This window comes from Modestobacter sp. KNN46-3 (genome assembly GCF_011039295.1).
The window spans coordinates 1-15,550 of sequence record NZ_JAAKGN010000121.1; the positions used below are offsets into that span (position 1 = coordinate 1).

General features: G+C 75.6%; 16 protein-coding genes and 1 pseudogene. 5 read left to right on the top strand and 12 right to left on the bottom strand.

Annotated elements, in window-relative coordinates:
• The first annotated feature begins 126 nt into the window (after window positions 1-126).
• Window positions 127-537 (top strand): VOC family protein, encoded by a 411-nt coding sequence (locus G5C62_RS19945; RefSeq protein WP_164702374.1) that lies wholly within the window; start codon window positions 127-129, stop codon window positions 535-537.
• 1 nt (window position 538) lies between these two features.
• On the opposite strand, the gene G5C62_RS19950 is transcribed toward G5C62_RS19945, so the two are convergent.
• From G5C62_RS19950 to G5C62_RS19970, 5 genes are all read right to left on the bottom strand, one after another.
• Window positions 539-1,393: a PD-(D/E)XK nuclease family protein gene (locus G5C62_RS19950; RefSeq protein WP_241176012.1), complete on the bottom strand. Its 855-nt coding sequence runs from the start codon at window positions 1,391-1,393 to the stop codon at window positions 539-541.
• A gap of 59 nt (window positions 1,394-1,452) precedes the next feature.
• Entirely contained in the window at window positions 1,453-2,310 is an 858-nt protein-coding gene (locus tag G5C62_RS19955; protein ID WP_164702375.1) for a PHP domain-containing protein, read from the bottom strand.
• A 68-nt stretch (window positions 2,311-2,378) separates the two neighbouring features.
• The gene (locus tag G5C62_RS19960) at window positions 2,379-3,053 is read right to left on the bottom strand and encodes a PH domain-containing protein (RefSeq protein WP_036340393.1); all 675 of its coding nucleotides are present in this window, start codon (window positions 3,051-3,053) and stop codon (window positions 2,379-2,381) included.
• A gap of 7 nt (window positions 3,054-3,060) precedes the next feature.
• The gene (locus G5C62_RS19965) at window positions 3,061-3,240 is read right to left on the bottom strand and encodes a hypothetical protein (RefSeq protein ID WP_156119333.1); all 180 of its coding nucleotides are present in this window, start codon (window positions 3,238-3,240) and stop codon (window positions 3,061-3,063) included.
• A 166-nt stretch (window positions 3,241-3,406) separates the two neighbouring features.
• Window positions 3,407-4,033 carry a DUF6758 family protein gene (locus tag G5C62_RS19970; RefSeq protein ID WP_164702376.1) on the bottom strand — a complete coding sequence of 209 codons (627 nt, stop codon included), beginning with the start codon at window positions 4,031-4,033 and terminating at the stop codon, window positions 3,407-3,409.
• A 100-nt stretch (window positions 4,034-4,133) separates the two neighbouring features.
• On the opposite strand from G5C62_RS19970, the gene G5C62_RS19975 reads away from it, so the two are divergent.
• Entirely contained in the window at window positions 4,134-4,547 is a 414-nt protein-coding gene (locus tag G5C62_RS19975; protein WP_036340399.1) for an NUDIX domain-containing protein, read from the top strand.
• 24 nt (window positions 4,548-4,571) lie between these two features.
• Here G5C62_RS19975 and G5C62_RS19980 read toward each other — a convergent pair whose 3' ends face one another.
• Entirely contained in the window at window positions 4,572-4,886 is a 315-nt protein-coding gene (locus G5C62_RS19980) for a hypothetical protein (RefSeq protein ID WP_036340402.1), read from the bottom strand.
• A 67-nt stretch (window positions 4,887-4,953) separates the two neighbouring features.
• A complete protein-coding gene (locus G5C62_RS19985; RefSeq protein ID WP_164702378.1) occupies window positions 4,954-5,460 on the bottom strand; it encodes a MaoC family dehydratase in 507 nt (168 codons plus the stop codon).
• A gap of 142 nt (window positions 5,461-5,602) precedes the next feature.
• Here G5C62_RS19985 and G5C62_RS19990 point away from each other — a divergent pair, with 142 nt between their 5' ends.
• Window positions 5,603-6,091 (top strand): hypothetical protein, encoded by a 489-nt coding sequence (locus G5C62_RS19990; protein ID WP_164702379.1) that lies wholly within the window; start codon window positions 5,603-5,605, stop codon window positions 6,089-6,091.
• On the top strand, window positions 6,088-7,017 hold the full coding sequence (locus G5C62_RS19995; RefSeq protein ID WP_241176013.1) for an MFS transporter permease: 930 nt from the start codon (window positions 6,088-6,090) through the stop codon (window positions 7,015-7,017). The genes G5C62_RS19990 and G5C62_RS19995 overlap by 4 nt, the downstream gene beginning before the upstream one ends.
• A gap of 53 nt (window positions 7,018-7,070) precedes the next feature.
• On the opposite strand, the gene G5C62_RS20000 is transcribed toward G5C62_RS19995, so the two are convergent.
• Window positions 7,071-7,364, bottom strand: a complete 294-nt coding sequence (locus G5C62_RS20000; protein ID WP_036340408.1) for a WXG100 family type VII secretion target — start codon at window positions 7,362-7,364, stop codon at window positions 7,071-7,073.
• Between the two features lie 181 nt (window positions 7,365-7,545).
• Here G5C62_RS20000 and G5C62_RS20005 point away from each other — a divergent pair, with 181 nt between their 5' ends.
• Window positions 7,546-11,757 carry an FtsK/SpoIIIE domain-containing protein gene (locus G5C62_RS20005; protein WP_164702380.1) on the top strand — a complete coding sequence of 1,404 codons (4,212 nt, stop codon included), beginning with the start codon at window positions 7,546-7,548 and terminating at the stop codon, window positions 11,755-11,757.
• A gap of 15 nt (window positions 11,758-11,772) precedes the next feature.
• Here the strand turns inward: G5C62_RS20005 and G5C62_RS20010 are convergent, their stop codons facing one another.
• From G5C62_RS20010 to G5C62_RS20025, 4 genes and pseudogenes are all read right to left on the bottom strand, one after another.
• Entirely contained in the window at window positions 11,773-12,276 is a 504-nt protein-coding gene (locus G5C62_RS20010) for a DUF6912 family protein (protein ID WP_164702381.1), read from the bottom strand.
• 123 nt (window positions 12,277-12,399) lie between these two features.
• On the bottom strand, window positions 12,400-13,794 hold the full coding sequence (locus G5C62_RS20015; RefSeq protein ID WP_164702382.1) for a wax ester/triacylglycerol synthase family O-acyltransferase: 1,395 nt from the start codon (window positions 13,792-13,794) through the stop codon (window positions 12,400-12,402).
• Window positions 13,795-13,901: 107 nt separating this feature from the next.
• On the bottom strand, window positions 13,902-15,182 hold the full coding sequence (locus G5C62_RS20020) for a chromosome partitioning protein (protein WP_164702383.1): 1,281 nt from the start codon (window positions 15,180-15,182) through the stop codon (window positions 13,902-13,904).
• Window positions 15,182-15,550: pseudogene (locus tag G5C62_RS20025) on the bottom strand (flagellar biosynthesis protein FlgA); the annotation flags it as partial. The pseudogene G5C62_RS20025 and the gene G5C62_RS20020, both read right to left, overlap by 1 nt.

Sequence of the window (15,550 nt, forward strand, 5' to 3'; positions counted from 1 at the left end):
CCGGAAGACCAGCTCACTTTACTGATGCCCCTGAAGCGTGTCTGATGGTCACCGTGGACCTCGACCTCGCGCAGCTGCGGGCGCTGGAGGCGACCGTCACCACCGGCACGCTGGACGCCGCGGCCCGTGCCCACTGCCGCCCTGCACCACATGATCGTCCCGGTCACCGACCGGGACGCCGCCGTCGACTGGTTCGTCGACCTGTTGGAACTCCGCGAGCCCTACACGGACGGCTTCTTCCGGTCCGTGCAGCTCGACGACACGATCGTGCTGAACTTCGCCCCCGCGCCGTCGGCGGAGCCGCTGCACCTGGCCTTCCTGATCGGCGAGGAGCACTTCGACCGCGTCCGGGCCCGGTTCGACGCCGACGGGACGCCGTACACCGCCGACCCGCCCGGGCGCCGTCCTGGCGAGGTCGGCGAGGTCAACCCCGACGGCAGCGGACGTCGGCTGTACTTCCGCGGCCCGGACGGCCACCTGCTGGAGGTGCTGACGGCCCGCTACACCGACGTGCCGGCCGGCTCCGCGGCAGGCTGACTCACTCGGCCGCCGCCACCGGCTCGGGAGGCAGGAAGCTCCACGTCTCCCGGGCCGGGGCGGCCACCTGACCGGTCGGGCAGCTGGAACGGAAGTCACACCAGCTGCACTGCTGGCCCGGCACCGGCGGGAAGGCCTCGTCGACGTCCGCGCCCGCGGCCAGTGCCTCGGTCGCGGTGCCGATGTCGGCGGCGATGTCCTCGGCCCGGCGGACGTGGTTGGCCAGCGACCGGTCGGTGTGCTCGAAGGCGGCGACGGTGCCCGACGGGAGGTGGTGCAGCTCGACCCGGGTGCACGGACGGCGCAGCGTGCGCCGGACGCCCAGCACGTACAGCGCCAGTGCCGGTGACCCGCGTGCCTCGTCCTCGGTGCTGGGGACGCGGCCGGTCTTGTAGTCGACGACGACCAGCTCGTCGCCGCGGCGGTCGATTCGGTCGACCCGGCCGGAGAGGGCGAGGGCCTCGGTGGTGGCGCCGACCGTGCGCTCGGTGCCGGCCGGCTCGTCGGTGGGGTCGAGCTCGGCCACGTAGTCGGTGATCCAGGCCGCGGCCTTGGCCCGCCACTGCGCGGCCTGCTCGTCGTCCCGGAAGCCGGCCCGCGACCAGCCGCTGTAGAGCAGCTGCCGGGCCGCGGCCGGGGTGCGCTTCTCCACCGGCAGCTCCCACCACGAGCGCAGCGCCGCGTGCACCGCCGAGCCGACGGTGTTGTGCGCCCACGGCGGGCCCTTCGGCGGGCTCGGCCGGGTGAGGTAGGCGAACCGGTACCGGCGCGGGCAGTCGGCGAAGGTGGCCAGTTTGCTGGGCGTGCAGGAGAACAGCCGCTTGGGCATGCCGGGCATCTCCAGCTGGTCGCTCACCGGTCCCCCTCCCTCGCCACGCCGCCACGCCGCCACGGTAACCGGGGCCACCGACAGGGTCAGTCGGTGAGCACGGCACTGCCGGTGCCGGCGGCCAGCAGCGCCGCGTACTGCTCGGGGTCGGTTGTGCAGGCGCCGATCGCGGTGCGCTTGTTGGTGCCGTGGTAGTCGCTGGAGCCGGTCTGGATCAACCTCAGCCCGGTGGCCAGGGCACGCAGGTACGCCCGCTGGTCGGGCGTGTGGTCGGGGTGCTCGACCTCCAGGCCGAGCAGCCCGGCGGCGGCCATCTCGGCGATCGCGTCGTCGCCGACCACCCGCCCCCGCTTCGTCGCCAGGCCGTGGGCGAACACCGGCACCCCACCGGCGGCACGGACCAACCGGATGCCGTCGAGCACATCGGTGTCGGCCTTGGCCGCGTAGTAGGGGCTGCCGTGGTGCAGCAGCGTGCCGAAGGCGTGGTCGACCGAGTCGACCACGCCCGCCTCGACCAGCGCCCGCGCCACGTGCGGCCGCCCGACCACCCCGCCCTCGCTGCGGGCGACGATCTCGGCCCAGACGATCGGGTAGCCGTCGGTGGCGAGCGCGGTGACGATCCGCTCCCCCCGGCTGAGCCGCTCCTCGCGCAGCCGTACCCGCTCGGCGGCGAAGGCCGGGTGCAGCGGGTCGAACAGGTAGGCCAGCAGGTGCACGCTGATCGGCGACTCCCCAGCGGGGAAGTACCGGCAGGACATCTCCATCCCCGGCACGAGCGTCAGCCCGGGCGGGCGCGCCTCCTCGGCCCGGGCCCAGCCGGCCGTCGTGTCGTGGTCGGTGAGGGCGACGACGTCGAGCCCGGCCGCGGCCGCGGTGGCGACCAGGGCGGCGGGGCTGTCGGTGCCGTCGGAGACCGAGGAGTGGGTGTGCAGGTCGATGCGCACGCCCCCAGCCTGCCGCACCGGCGCGGGACCCGCCGCAGGGCCCGCTGCAGGGTGGTCGGGTGGACCGGTCAGGACGGCGGGCGGGTGCGCGGGATCGGGGCGGTGTCGTGCCCGCGCCCCGGCGTCAGCGGTGGCGGCATGTGCTGTTCGGGGGCGTCGCCGGCCCCCCGGTCGTCGGCGCTCATCGACCCCTCGGCGTCCTCGTCGGAGCTCACCGGGTTGGTGGAGAAGTCGGAGCCGAACATCAGCTCCGACAGCCGCTTGTACAGCGCCTTCGCGTGCGGCAGGTAGGTGATCTCGTCCAGGCCCTGCGCCTGCCCGGCGGACTCGAAGCGGAAGGTGCCGTAGCCCAGCACCTGACCCCAGAAGGTCTCCTTCCAGGTCAGGTCGGTGATCCGGCGCAGGGGCATGACCGCGACGGTGCGGATGATCACCCCCGACGTCATCAGCACCCGCCGGCGGGTGATCAGGAAGTGCCGCACCCACCATTCACCGACGTGCAGCCCGAGATAGCCCAGCGCGCCGAGCACCACGAGCAGGCCGACGACGGCCCCGGCCCCGGCGTTGTCCAGGTCGAGCTGCAGCACCCACACCCCGACCACGAGGGCCGGGACGCCCCGGGCCAGGGGGCGCGCCAGCACCGCCGGGTGACGGCGGGTGGCGATGACCGGTGGCTCGTCGGGGAGCAGGTACTTCTCGGCGTCCTTGCCCCAGCGGGGCCGCCTGGTACGGGCGCCGGACACGGCCGGGCTAGACCAGGGATTCCACGAAGGCCGACAGCGAGCCGGCCGCGTCACTGAGGGCGCCGCCGGCGCTGCGCACGATGCCGGCCGCGTCCTCGGGCCGCTGGATCACGTAGAAGACCACGAACGCGATGGCCAGCCAGGTGAGCACCTTCTTCAGCAAGGTCGCACCGTTTCCCTTCCTCACGTGGCCAGGCGGACTCGACGGCGACCGGGCTAGCGGGCCGACGGCAGTGCACCTCGACGGCCGTCCGGACCGCGTCCCATGAGTAACAGCCGTCCCACCCGGAGCACCACTCGCCACGCCGACCGCGTGTCGAACGGATCGGATCCGGCCGGTCGGGTCCCGCCGCTCATCGGCCGGGCAGCAACCGGTCGGTCATCGGGCCGAGCGGGAGGTCGGGGTAGACCCGGTCCCGCAGGTCCAGCAGCGCGAGGTCCTCGGCCAGCAACCAGGCGGCCGACGCCGGCCAGGTGACCAGCCACAGCCAGACCCCGTGGGCCTCCCCGACGTAGGCGGCGCGGTCGTCGCCCACCGGTACCAGCCACAGCGGCACCCGCTGCCCGGCGGCCTCGACCGCGACGGTGGAGGGACCGGCACCGACGAGCTCTCCCGGGTCGACGCCGGGCAGCCCGGCGTAGCCGCAGCCCAGGCCGGTGCCGGGCTCCTCGGCCACGAGCACCAGTTCCGCCGAGCCGCCGAGCGGCGCCGGGCCGGCGCAGGCGACGACGATCGCCCGGGCCCCGGGCTCACCGCCCCAGGCCAGCCCGGTGACCGCCCAGCCGCCGGGCATCGGGTCGGGCACCCAGGCCGGCACCCGGGCATCGGCGCACACCGCGCTGATCGCGTCGTGGGCGACCACGGCGGTGTGGTGCAGCGGGGTGACGGCTGCGTGCACGTGGCACCAGCCCTCGTCGGCCGAGCCGGGGCGGATGACCAGCACCTCGCCGCAGCGCGGGCACACCGGGGAGACACTCATCGCCGCTCACCGTCCTGTTCTGCCGTGGGTTCGTCAAGCATCGCCTCAGCGTCCCGCCGTCCCGGGCACCGGGTCCCCGGCCGCCCGTACCCTTCCCGAGGTGGACGACCCGCGGCCGGAGGTGGCGTGCGTCGGCGCCGTGGTGCACGACGAGCGGGGCCGCCTGCTGCTGATCCGCCGGAGCCACGCCCCGAGCGCGGGCCTGTGGTCGGTGCCGGGCGGTCGGGTGGAACCCGGCGAGTCCGAGGCCGACGCCGTCGTCCGGGAGACCGCCGAGGAGACCGGGCTGGCCGTGCGCCCGGTACGGGTGCTGGGCCACGTCCGGATCGACGGGGACGGCGTCGTCTTCACCGTCACCGACTGGCTGTGCACCGTGGTCGAGCCGGAGCGACAGCCGGTGGCCGGGGACGACGCCGACGACGCCGTCTTCGTGGACGCCGCCGGGCTGACCGCGCTGGAGATGGCGCCCGGCGTGCTCACCGCGCTCTCCGGCTGGGGCGTGCTCCCCCGCTGAGCTCGCGAGCACCCGGAGCCGCACTCACCTGGAGTCCGACGGCGGCAGCAGGGGCGGCGAGAACACCTGGTCGATGGGGAGCGGCCCGACGTACCGCTGGCAGGTGCACGGCACCTGCTTGTACGCGGTGGGCTCCTTGTCGGAGTCGTACTTGAGCGGGTCGCCGTTCATCATCCCGTGGCACCGCCCGGTCTCCGCGTTGTGCATCGACATGCCGTGACCGCACCCGCAGATCGCCTGGATCGGCTTGGGAGCCCGGTGGTGGCGTCCCTGCACGTAGCCGATGGCCTGCCCCAGCAGCACCGCCCCCACCCCGACGAGGATCGAGATCGGGTCCATCACGTACCGCCCTCTCCGCCGTCGCGGTGGCCGGCGACGTCCGCCGGCACGGGGTGCCCGGGGCCGGTCACCGACGGACGGGCTCGGGACGCCCGGGCTGCTCCCCGCCGCGGGCCTCTCCGTAGGAGCGCTTGGGCACCATGACCTTCCGACGGAAGACGCAGACCACGGTGCCGTCCTGCTTGTAGCCGATGGTCTCGACGTGGACGACGCCCCGGTCGTCCTTGGAGCGGGACTCGGTCTTGTCCAGCACGGTGGTCTCGCCGTAGATCGTGTCGCCGTGGAAGGTCGGGGCGACGTGCTTGAGCGACTCGACCTCGAGGTTGGCGATCGCCTTGCCGGAGACGTCGGGGACGCTCATGCCGAGCAGCAGCGAGTAGACGTAGTTGCCGACGACGACGTTCTCCCCGAAGTCGGTGGTCTCTGCGGCGTAGTGGGCGTCCAGGTGCAGCGGGTGGTGGTTCATGGTGAGCAGGCAGAACAGGTGGTCGTCGTACTCGGTGACGGTCTTGCCGGGCCAGTGCTTGTAGGTGGCGCCGACCTCGAACTCCTCGTAGTACCGGCCGAACTGCATCGGGCTGCTCCCACTGGTCGCTCATCAGGTGACGGACGACGCAGGTGGGACTGCCGGGGCGGCCGGGTGCACGCGTGCGCAGGCTGCCCGCCACGGAGCGACGATGACCCGTCTGGACGGGCGCCGATCCTACGATGACCCGGTGCACCTGCAGTCCGCCCCCGAGCTGCCCGCCGAGGCCGAGGTCGAGCGCCTGACCCCGGGCGGTCGGCGCGCCCGACTGGCCGCGGCCGCGATCGTGCTGGCCCTCTTGCTGGCCGGCACGGTGTGGGGGAACGACGACTCCTTCCCCTTCGGCCCGTTCCGGATGTACTCCACCCGGGCGAACCCCGACACCCCGGTCGTCTCGACCCGGGTGGTCGGGCTGACCGCCACGGGTGAGGAGGTGCGGCTCTCCGGCGGCGAGGTGGGGCTGCGCCGGGCCGAGTTCGAGGGCCAGCTCCCCCGCATCCACGAGGACCCCTCGCTGCTCGGGCTCCTCGCCGACTCCTATGCCGAGCGCAACCCCGCCGCCGAGGAGCTGGTCGAGGTCCAGGTCGTGCAGCGCCGCATCGACCTCGAGGACGGCCAGCGGACCGGTGACGTCACCGACCGGGTGCTGATCGAGTACCAGCTGGAGGACGGCGAGTGAGCACCGCAGCCACCACCCCGCCCACCGCGGCACCGATGCGCCCGGAGGTGGCCCCGGCTGTCCCCGGCACCCCCCGCTGGTGGTTCCGCCCGGTGCCGCTGGCCCGGATCGCGGTCTTCCGGGCCATCGCCTACCTGTTCATCCCGATCGACGTCTTCCTCACCACGGCGTGGGTGCGCGCCCACGCCGACGTGCCCACCGACTGGTACGCGCCGCTGCTGGTCGGCCGGCTGCTGAACCTGCCCACCCCGACGCACACCCTCGTGCTGGTCGTCCAGTGGGCGCTGGTGATCGCCGCGGTGGCCGCCGCCACCGGCCGGGCGCCACGGCTGCTCGGCCTCGCCGTCTTCCTCCTCTACTCGGAGTGGATGGTCATCGCGATGAGCTACGGGAAGGTCGACCACGACCGGATCGCCTTCCTGGTCGCCCTGGCGGTGCTGCCGACGATCGGGCGGGCGCGGCTGCGGGACCGGCGCTCCTCGGAGGCCGCCGGGTTCGCGATGGCGGCCGTGCTGGTCACCGTGATGCTCACCTACTTCCTCGCCGCCTGGGCGAAGATCCGGTTCGGCGGCTGGGACTGGGCGACCGGTGCCACGCTGACCCGCGCGCTGGTCCGCCGGGGCACCGACCTGTCGATGTGGACGCTGGACGTGGCCTGGCTGCTGCCGACGGTGCAGTGGGTGATGATCGTGCTCGAGCTGGCGGCACCACTGATCCTGCTGGTGCGCACCGACCGGGCCCGGATCGGGCTGGTGCTCTTCCTGCTCGGCTTCCACGCGATGGTCTACGCCGGGGTCACGATCATCTTCCTGCCGCACTGCATCGCGATCCTGTCGATCCTGCCGTGGGAGCGGCTGTCGGTGCTCCAGCGCCGCGACAACCTGACCGGGCTGCCTGCGGTGCCCGGGACCCCCAGCCCGGGCTGACCCGCCGGTCGGCGTCTCCGCCGTGCCGCGTCGGCGTCAGAGCCGCGTCGGCGTCAGAGCATGGCGCCGATCCGGGCGGCCATCTCGGCCTCGTGCTGCTGGTAGGCCGAGGAGACGCTGGTGAGCAGCTGCCCCATACCGGTGAGCGCCTCGCTCACCCCCTGGCTGGACAGCCGCCACTTCTCGTAGAGCTCGCTGAACTGCACGGCGGCCTGACTGTCGGTCCAGCCCTCCAGCACCGAGCTGTTGATGCCGGCGGACAGCGTCGCGTGCCGGGCCGAGGTGTCGGCGGCCTCCGCCCGGCACTGCCCTGCCATCGTGTCCAGCGTCGCGATGTCGACCTTCATGACCCCTCCTCAGCTGCCGGGGACGTCCCGGCGGGGTCCGAACGTAGGGCCGCCACGGCGCGCGCGACCGCGGCTGTCCACAGCCGGCCCGGTCGTCCACAGATGTCGATCGGGACCCCCGCGACCCCGTCGGCCACCGGCACGATCACCGGGTGGTCAGGTCCCCGGTGCGGTGTCCCGCATGACGTCGACGCCCGGCGAGCACACCGCTCGCTGCTGGACGCTGCAGGCGCCCGACGGCGTCCTCGACGTCGAGGTCCGAGCACCCGAGGAGGCCCTGCTCGGCGACGTCCTGGCGTGCCTGTCCGACCGGCTCCGCCTCCCCCCGGCCCAGCTGTGGTCCGGGTCGAGCGCCCTGCCGGCCAGCACCCCGCTGGCGTCGGAGGCCCTGCGCCACGGCGCACTGCTCGGGTGGGGCCGCCCCGGCCCCCGCGAGCCTGCCGACGGCGGTGCTCTCGAGCTGCACGTCGTGGCCGGCGCCGACGCCGGCCGTGCCGTCGCGCTCGGCCAGGGAGTGCTGGTCGTCGGCCGCGGCGCGGCCTGCGGGTTGACGCTCGAGGACCCGGACGTCTCGCGACGTCACGCCGTCGTGTCCGTGGCCGAGGGCCGGGTCACGGTCGCCGACCTCGGTTCCTCCAACGGCACCACGATGACCGACCGCTCCGGTGCGACCACCCCCGTGGGCGCCGATGCGCAGGAGTGGCCGGTCGACTCGACGTTGCGGGTGGGGGCCAGCGCTCTCCGGCTGACCGGTCCCCGCGGCGCCGGCCTGGAGTGCGCCGCCGCGCCGGCGGGGCGGGTGCACGTCCGTCCTCTCCCGCTGTCCCCGCCCGCTCCGGGGAGCACGACGGTGCTCCGGCCGACGCCCCCGTCCGAGCCGTCACGGCGACGGCTGGGCTGGGTCGCCGTCGCGCTCCCGGCGTTCGGCGGGGTGCTGATGGCCTGGCTCCTCGCCACGCCGCACTTCCTCTTCTTCGCCCTGCTGAGCCCGGTCGTCGCCGTGGCCAGCTGGTCGTCGGACCGGCTGTCCGGCCGTCGCGGTCACCGCCGGGAGGTCGCCGAGCACGCCGTGGCGCTCGCCCGGGCCGACGCCGAGCTCAGCCGGGCGGTCGCCGCGCACCGCGCGGCGCAGGAGGCCGAGCACCCCGACCTGGCCCTGCTGGCTGCCGCGGCGCGTCGGCGCAGCAGCCCGTTGTGGTCCCGGAGCAGCGCAGCCGCCGCCCCCCTCAGCGTGCGGCTGGGCACGGGCCCGGGCGCCACCACCGTCACCACCGCCGAACCCGGCGGGAACCGTTCCGCCGTCCTGGCCGAGCACCTGCCGGTGGCGCTGCCACTGCCCCCCGGGGCGGGTCTGGGCCTCGTGGGGCCGCGGACGGCAGTCCTCGGTGTGGCGCGCGCGCTGGTCTGCCAGCTGGCCGTGCTCACCCCTCCGGCGGGCCTGCGGATCGTGCTCGTGAGCGGTGAGCCCGAGCTCGCGGACTGGCGGTGGTGCCGCTGGCTGCCGCACCTGCAGGGGGTGGTCGTCCCGCACGAACCCGTCGCCGACCGGCTGGTGGCCGTGCTGTCCGGCGCCCCGACCGCGGGAGCCGACGCCGAGCCCCGGACGCTGGTCGTGCTGGACGGGCCGGTCGACCAGGCGACCGCAGCCCTGGTCGCGCGGGCGGGCGAACGGGCCGTGTGCCTGGAGGTGGCCGGCTCCGAGGCCGCCCTCGCGATGCCGGCGCCGGCCCGTCTGCAGGTCGCCGGGGAGACGGGCACCGGCGGCCGGTTGCGGCTGCCCGGCGCCGACCAGGAGCGGCTGGTCGACCTGGACGCGGTCGGCCCGGCGACGGCCGACCGGATCGCGCGGGACCTGGCCCGGCTCGCCGTCCCGGCATCCGCCGGTGAGCTGCCCGGTGCGGCCCGACTGCTCGACCTCCCGGCCACCGGGCTCTGGCTGGACCCGGGCCACGAGCAGGTGTCCGGTGCCTGGGACCGGGTGCGCAGCCGCCTCCTGGCCACGGTGGGTGTCACCGGCGACGGGCCGGTGGGGATCGACCTGGTGGCCGACGGCCCGCACGCGCTGATCGCCGGCACGACCGGCGCGGGCAAGTCCGAGCTGCTGCAGACCCTGGTGGCCAGCCTGGCCCAGCACCATCCACCGGACCGGTGCAGCTTCCTGCTCATCGACTACAAGGGCGGAGCGGCCTTCGGCGAGGCGGCGGCGCTGCCGCACACGGTGGGGATGCTGACCGACCTGGACTCCCAGTCGACGGCGCGGGCGCTGCGGTCCCTGTCGGCGGAGCTGACCCGCCGGGAACGCCTGCTGGCCGAGCACGGCGTTCGGGACCTCGCAGGGCTGCCGGTGCCGGTCGCCGCCAGCCGCCTGGTGATCGTGGTCGACGAGTTCGCCACCCTGGCCGAGGAGCTCCCGGGCTTCGTCAGCGGCCTGGTGGGCATCGCCCAGCGCGGCCGGTCGCTCGGCGTGCACCTGGTGCTGGCCACGCAGCGCCCGGCCGGTGTGGTGAGCCCGGAGATCCGGGCGAACTGCTCGCTGCGGATCTGCCTGCGGACCACGGACGAGGGCGACGCCAGGGACGTGCTCGGCAGCACCCTGCCCGCGCACCTGCCCCCCGACCGTCCCGGCCGGGCCTACCTGCGGACCGGCAACGGGCCGGCCGCGCTCCTGCAGGTGGCGCTGGTCTCCGGCCGGTCGGCGCCGGCCGTGGCGCCGCTGACCGTCGCCCGGCGTCCGTGGCCGTCACGGCCGGGTCCACCGAAGCCCGGGCACCCGGGTGGCGAGGGCCCCAGTGACCTGCAGCGGCTGGTCCGGGCACTCGCGGAGCGGGCGCGGGCGGAGGAGATCAGCCCGCCGCACCGCCCCTGGCTCCCCCCGCTGCCCGACGAGCTATCCGCCGCCGCTCTCGACCGCTGGTCGTCGGGGGCACCGGCGTCCCGGCTCCGGCTCGGCCTGCGCGACTCCCCCGACACCCAGCTGCAGTCCCCGCTGGAGCTGGACCTGGCCGCCGGCGGCGGCTGGTTGGTGGTGGGCGGCCCCCGCAGTGGGCGGACGACCGCGCTGCGGACCGTGCTGGGTGAGGCGGTCCACCACCTGCCGCCCGGTCGCCTGCAGGTGCACGTGCTCGACCACGGCGGCGGGAGCCTCGCGGGGCTGGCCCACGGCCTGCCGCACACGGGCACGGCCGTCGGCCGGGACGACGCGCACCGCACGGTGCGACTGCTGGCTCGCCTGACCGAGGAGGTGGACCGGCGCCGTGGTGGCGGTGGCGGTGGCGGGCGACCCGGACCGCTCCTGCTCCTGCTGGTCGACGGCTACGAGAGCGTGGCCGCACAGCTGGAGGCCGCCGACCCCGCCACCGGTGCAGCGGCGCTGCTGCGGCTCGCACGGGACGGCGCCGCCGTCGGCCTGACCGTCGCACTCACCGCCGAGCGTGCCGTCCCCGGTGGCCGGCTGGCCGGTGCTGTCCGTGAACGCCTGGTGCTGCCGTTGCCCGACCGGGCCGACTACGCGGTGGCCGGCGTGGCTGCGCGGGCGGTGCCCGGCCGTCGCCCGCCGGGGCGCGCCCTGGTCGGCGAGGAGGCCGCCGAGTGCCAGCTGGCGCTGCCCCGCACTCCCCTGGTGCCCGCCGTCGACCCGCCGGGCGCACCGTGCGCGGAGCCGCTCGTGCGGGTGGTCGAGCTGCCCGACGACCCGCGTCTCCCGCTGCCCGGCCCGGCCTCCACCGTCGCCGGACGGCCCGGTGCCGGGCTCCGGACGTGGTGGTTGCCCATCGGCCCCGGCGGCGACGCCGGTGCGGCGGTCGGCGTGGACCTCGCGCACACCGGCGGTCTGCTGGTGGTCGGGCCCCCGGGCAGCGGCCGGTCCAGTGCCCTGCGGGCCTTCGGGGCGCACGGCCGGTCGGCCGGGGCCGCCGTCCTGACCCTGGTCGCCGCGCCGACACCCGCACCGTCGACCGCGGAGGACTCCGCGGTCGACGGTGTGCCGCAACCCGCCGCCGCTCAGCTGTCGAGCACGGACGCCGCAGGGGTGCGCAGCTGGCTGGCCCGGCACGACAGATGCCCGGTCCTCGTGCTCGCCGACGACCTGAGCTCGCTCTCCGACGAGGTCGGCGACGTGCTCACCGCGCTCGGCTCCACGCCCGGCCGCACGGCGGTCGTCGGCGCCGGGACCGCCGCGGAGGTCGCCGGGGCGTTCCGCGGTCCGGCTGCCGCGCTGCGCCGCAGCCGCACGGCGGTGCTGCTGCGGCCGGCACCCGGGGACGCCGAGCTGCTCGGGCTCCGGCTGCCCCGCACGCCGCTGCCCGGGCGGCCGGGCTCGGGCTGGCTGGTGACCCCGCACGAGGTCACCCGGGTGCAGGTCGCCCGGCACCGCCACGAGCCGGTCGACGCGTGAGGCAGGACGGAGCGGTCAGAGCAGCTCGAGCGCCGGGCCGATCTCCTGGGTCGCGTACCAGGCCAGCTCGTGCCCCTCCGCCTGGTCGACGACGAACTGTGCCTCCTCGCTCCCCAGGTCGGCCTCCAGCACGACGGCGGTCGCCGCGCGGACGTCCGCCTCCGCCTCGGCTCCGTCGATGTGCGCACTGGCGATGTCGGAGGTGGCCAGGTCGGCCGTGGTGCGGGCGGCACCGGCGTCGGCCCCCTCGTCCTGGATGGGGGTCACCGAGGTCTCCGGCACGTCCGCGGCGAGCACCACCCGGCGGCGGGCGGCCAGCGGGTCGACGTCCATCAACCGGAGACTCGCCCGCGCCGCGGCGAGCAGGGCCGCGTACTCCAGCTCCTCGGCGTCGTCGCTCAGTTCGTAGAAGTCCCGCAGCTGCGGGGTGACCGTGAAGACCGTGTGCGGTCCCTCCAGTCGGCCCTCGTCGAGCAACCGCTGCAGCACGGTCGTCGTGGCCGGCAGGTACACGCGCACCGGTTCGCCTCCTCCAGGTCGAGAGTTCCAGCGACATCAACGCCGCTGACCCGACGATCTTCCCAGTCCCGCGTCAGGTGAGCGCCGCGAGCCCGCGAGCGGTGGGGGCAGCGGAGCCCTCCGTCAGCTCGACGCCTCCAGCAGGTAGGCGATCTCCTGCTCGATGAGGTCGGCGAGGACGTCGACGTCGCTGACGCTGTCCCGGTCCGCGTTCAACCCGAAGTAGACGGTGCCGTCGTAGCTGGTCAGCCCGATCGCCAGCCCCTGACCACGGACCAGGGGGACCACCGGGTAGACCTCGACCATCCGCGCGGGGCCCGCGTAGAGCGGCACCTGCGGGCCGGGCACGTTGGTGACCACCAGGTTGAACAGCCGCCGGGAGAGCCCGCTGGCGGCACGGGCACCGAGGGCGTGCAGCGTCGGCGGGGCGAACCCCGACAGCGCGCTGAGCGTGTCCGCACCGACCGACTGCCCGCTGGGCGCCAGGCCGCGCATGGCGAAGCTGATCCGGGCCAACCGCACCCGCGGGTTCGGCTCCCCCACCGGCAGGTCGACCAGGAACGACCGGACCTCGTTGGCTGCCCCGTCCTCCTCGGCCCGCACCGACACCGGGACCAGGGCCCGGATCGAGGTGCTGCCCACCACCGGCTCCCCCCGGGAGAGCAGCCACTCCCGCAGTGCGCCGGTCACCGAGGTCAGCAGGACGTCGTTGACCGTGCCACCGTGCGCCTTGCGCACCGTCCGCAGGTCGTCCAGGGAGGCGCGGGCGACGGCCACCCGGCGCTGCCGCCCGATGGGTGCGTTCAGCGGGCTCACCGGCGCCGGGGACACCGCGGTGCGGGCCACCGCAGCCACCAGCCCGCCGGCCACCCCGGCCCAGCGGGTCGCGGTGGCCCGCAGGTCACCGGCCGCCGTCCGGGCGGTCTCGAGCACCGCCGAGGGGCGCTGCAGGTAGTCCTCCACCGCCTCCCAGACCAGGGCGGCCGACCCCGGCGGACGGCGCGGGCGCCACTCGTCCGGTGCCGTCGGAGCGGGATCAGCGTCCGGGTCCGGGTCGAGGATGACCTGCCCGATGTCGATGGCCCCCAGACCGTCGACGAGCGCCGGGTGCGTCTTGGTCACCACCGCCGTGCGGTCGCCGGCCAGCCCCTCGACGAGGTACATCTCCCACAGTGGCCGGCTGAGGTCCAGCGGCCGGGCGGTCAGCCGGGCGACCAGGTCCAGCAGCTGTTCCTCGGTGCCGGGACGGGGCAGCGCGGACCGCCGGACGTGGTAGCTCACGTCGAAGTCGGGGTCGTCGACCCAGGCGGGGTTGGCCAGGTGGCCGGGCACCTCCAGCACCTTCTGCCGGTACCGCGGCACCAAGGGCAGCCGGGCGCGCACCAGTTCGATCAGCGCGTCGTGGTCCAGCGTCCCGGACGGGCACTCCAGGACCAGCACCGCACCGACGTGCATCGGGGTGCCCGGTTCCTCGAGGTACAGGAAGGACGCGTCCAACGCGGTGAGCCGTTCGACCAACGTGACCTCCCTCACTGGTGCTGCGTCCACGCTACGGGCCGGGCTCACGTCCGCTGACCCCACCCCCTGCCGGCCCCGCGGGAGCTCCGCCGCGCGGCCGGCGCGGCTCAGCGGGAGCGCCGCCGCCGACGACCACCCGGCTCGGTGGCCCCGCTGAGCTGCGCGGCGAGCGTGCGCAGCCCCGTGCGCAGCGGGGAGGCGGGGGCGACCTCGGCCAGCGTCCGCCCGGCTGCCAGCGCGGCGTCGGTGGCCCGCCGGTCGGCCGGGAGGAAGGCACGGACCTCGCGGCCGGCGAAGCGGCTCAGCGCACCGGCGATCTCCTGCCGCGCGTCACCGGGCACCGGACCCCGGCGGAGCTGGTTGACCACCACGACCGGCTGCACGTCCGGGAGCACCTCGCGCAGCTCGGCCAGTGCCCGGACGGTGCGCTGCAGGGCGACCGGGTCGGCGCCGCTGACGCAGAGCACCTCGTCGGCCTCTTCCAGCACGGTGAGGGTGGCCCCGTTCCGGCGCGGAGCTGCGGTGTCGAAGGAGAGCTCCTCGTCCTCCTCCAGACAGAACCCGCAGTCGACGACGGTCAGCGCTGCCAGCCGCCGGGCCTCCTCGAGCACCACGGCGACGGCCTGCGGCCGCAGCTCGGGCCACCGGTCGGCCCGGGCCAGGCCGGTCAGCACGCGCAGGTGCGGGTCCACCGCCCACGCCAGACGCGCCAGCGCGGCGACGTCCAGGGTCCCCGCCGCCGCCTGCCGGGCGGCTGCCGCGACGCCGGGTGACTCGTCCAGCAGTCCGAGCACCTGGGCGACCACCCCGCCGTAGACGTCGGCGTCCACCAGCAGCGTGGACACCTCCAGCCGCGCCGCCTCGTCCGCGAGCCCGACGGCCACGGTGGTGCGGCCGGGCGCCCCGGTCGGCCCCCAGACCGCGACGACCCGTCCCCGACCGGCCGGGCGGGTCGACTCCTCGGGCGGGAGCCCCAGCACCGGCAGCGCCGACCGTGGGTCACCGACGTCGTGGCCACCCACCGGCCCGCCGCTCACCGCGTCCCGCAGCGCGCGGGCGATCTCCTCGGCCGGGGCGTCGGCGGGCAGCACCCGGACGACGCCGAGCTGGCGGAGCCGGTCGGCCGCCCGGGTGTCGCCGGGTTCGACCAGGCCGACGACCGCGATGCCGGCGGCGGTCAGCCGGGCCACCGCCGCGCCGTCCAGCCGACGCAGCTCGGCCGACAGGAGCGCCGCCTGGCCGGTGCCGGTCGTCGCGGCGGCCAGCAGGTCGGCGACGTCGACGCAGCGCCGGACGACGGTCACCCCGTGGTCCTCACGGTCCAGCGCCCCGACGAGCTCGGATTCCCACGAGGCGCCGGTGACCGCGGTGAAGACCTGCAGGGCCATCAGTCGGTCGGCCCGGCCGGGACGGCCCCGGCCGCGGCGCCGCTGGGGCTGGCCGTGGCCTCGACGGAGTTCCGGACGACGACCACCAGGCCCCGCCCCCTGATCGAGGCGAGCACGTCGGCAGCGTCCTCGGCGGCCACGGCGACCACCACCTGCACGGTCGAGGTGGCGGTGGAGAGCACGCCGTCCCCCCGCCCGGTGACCGCCTGCACCGGTGCACCGGACACCACGACGTCCACCCCGCCACCGGTCGGCGCGGAACCGCCCACCACCGGGTCGGCCACGGCGTAGACGTCGACCACCTGGCCGCGGTCGAGCCCGGGTGGGACGTAGCCGGCCTGCACCGGCAGCGCGAGCTGCACCAGGTC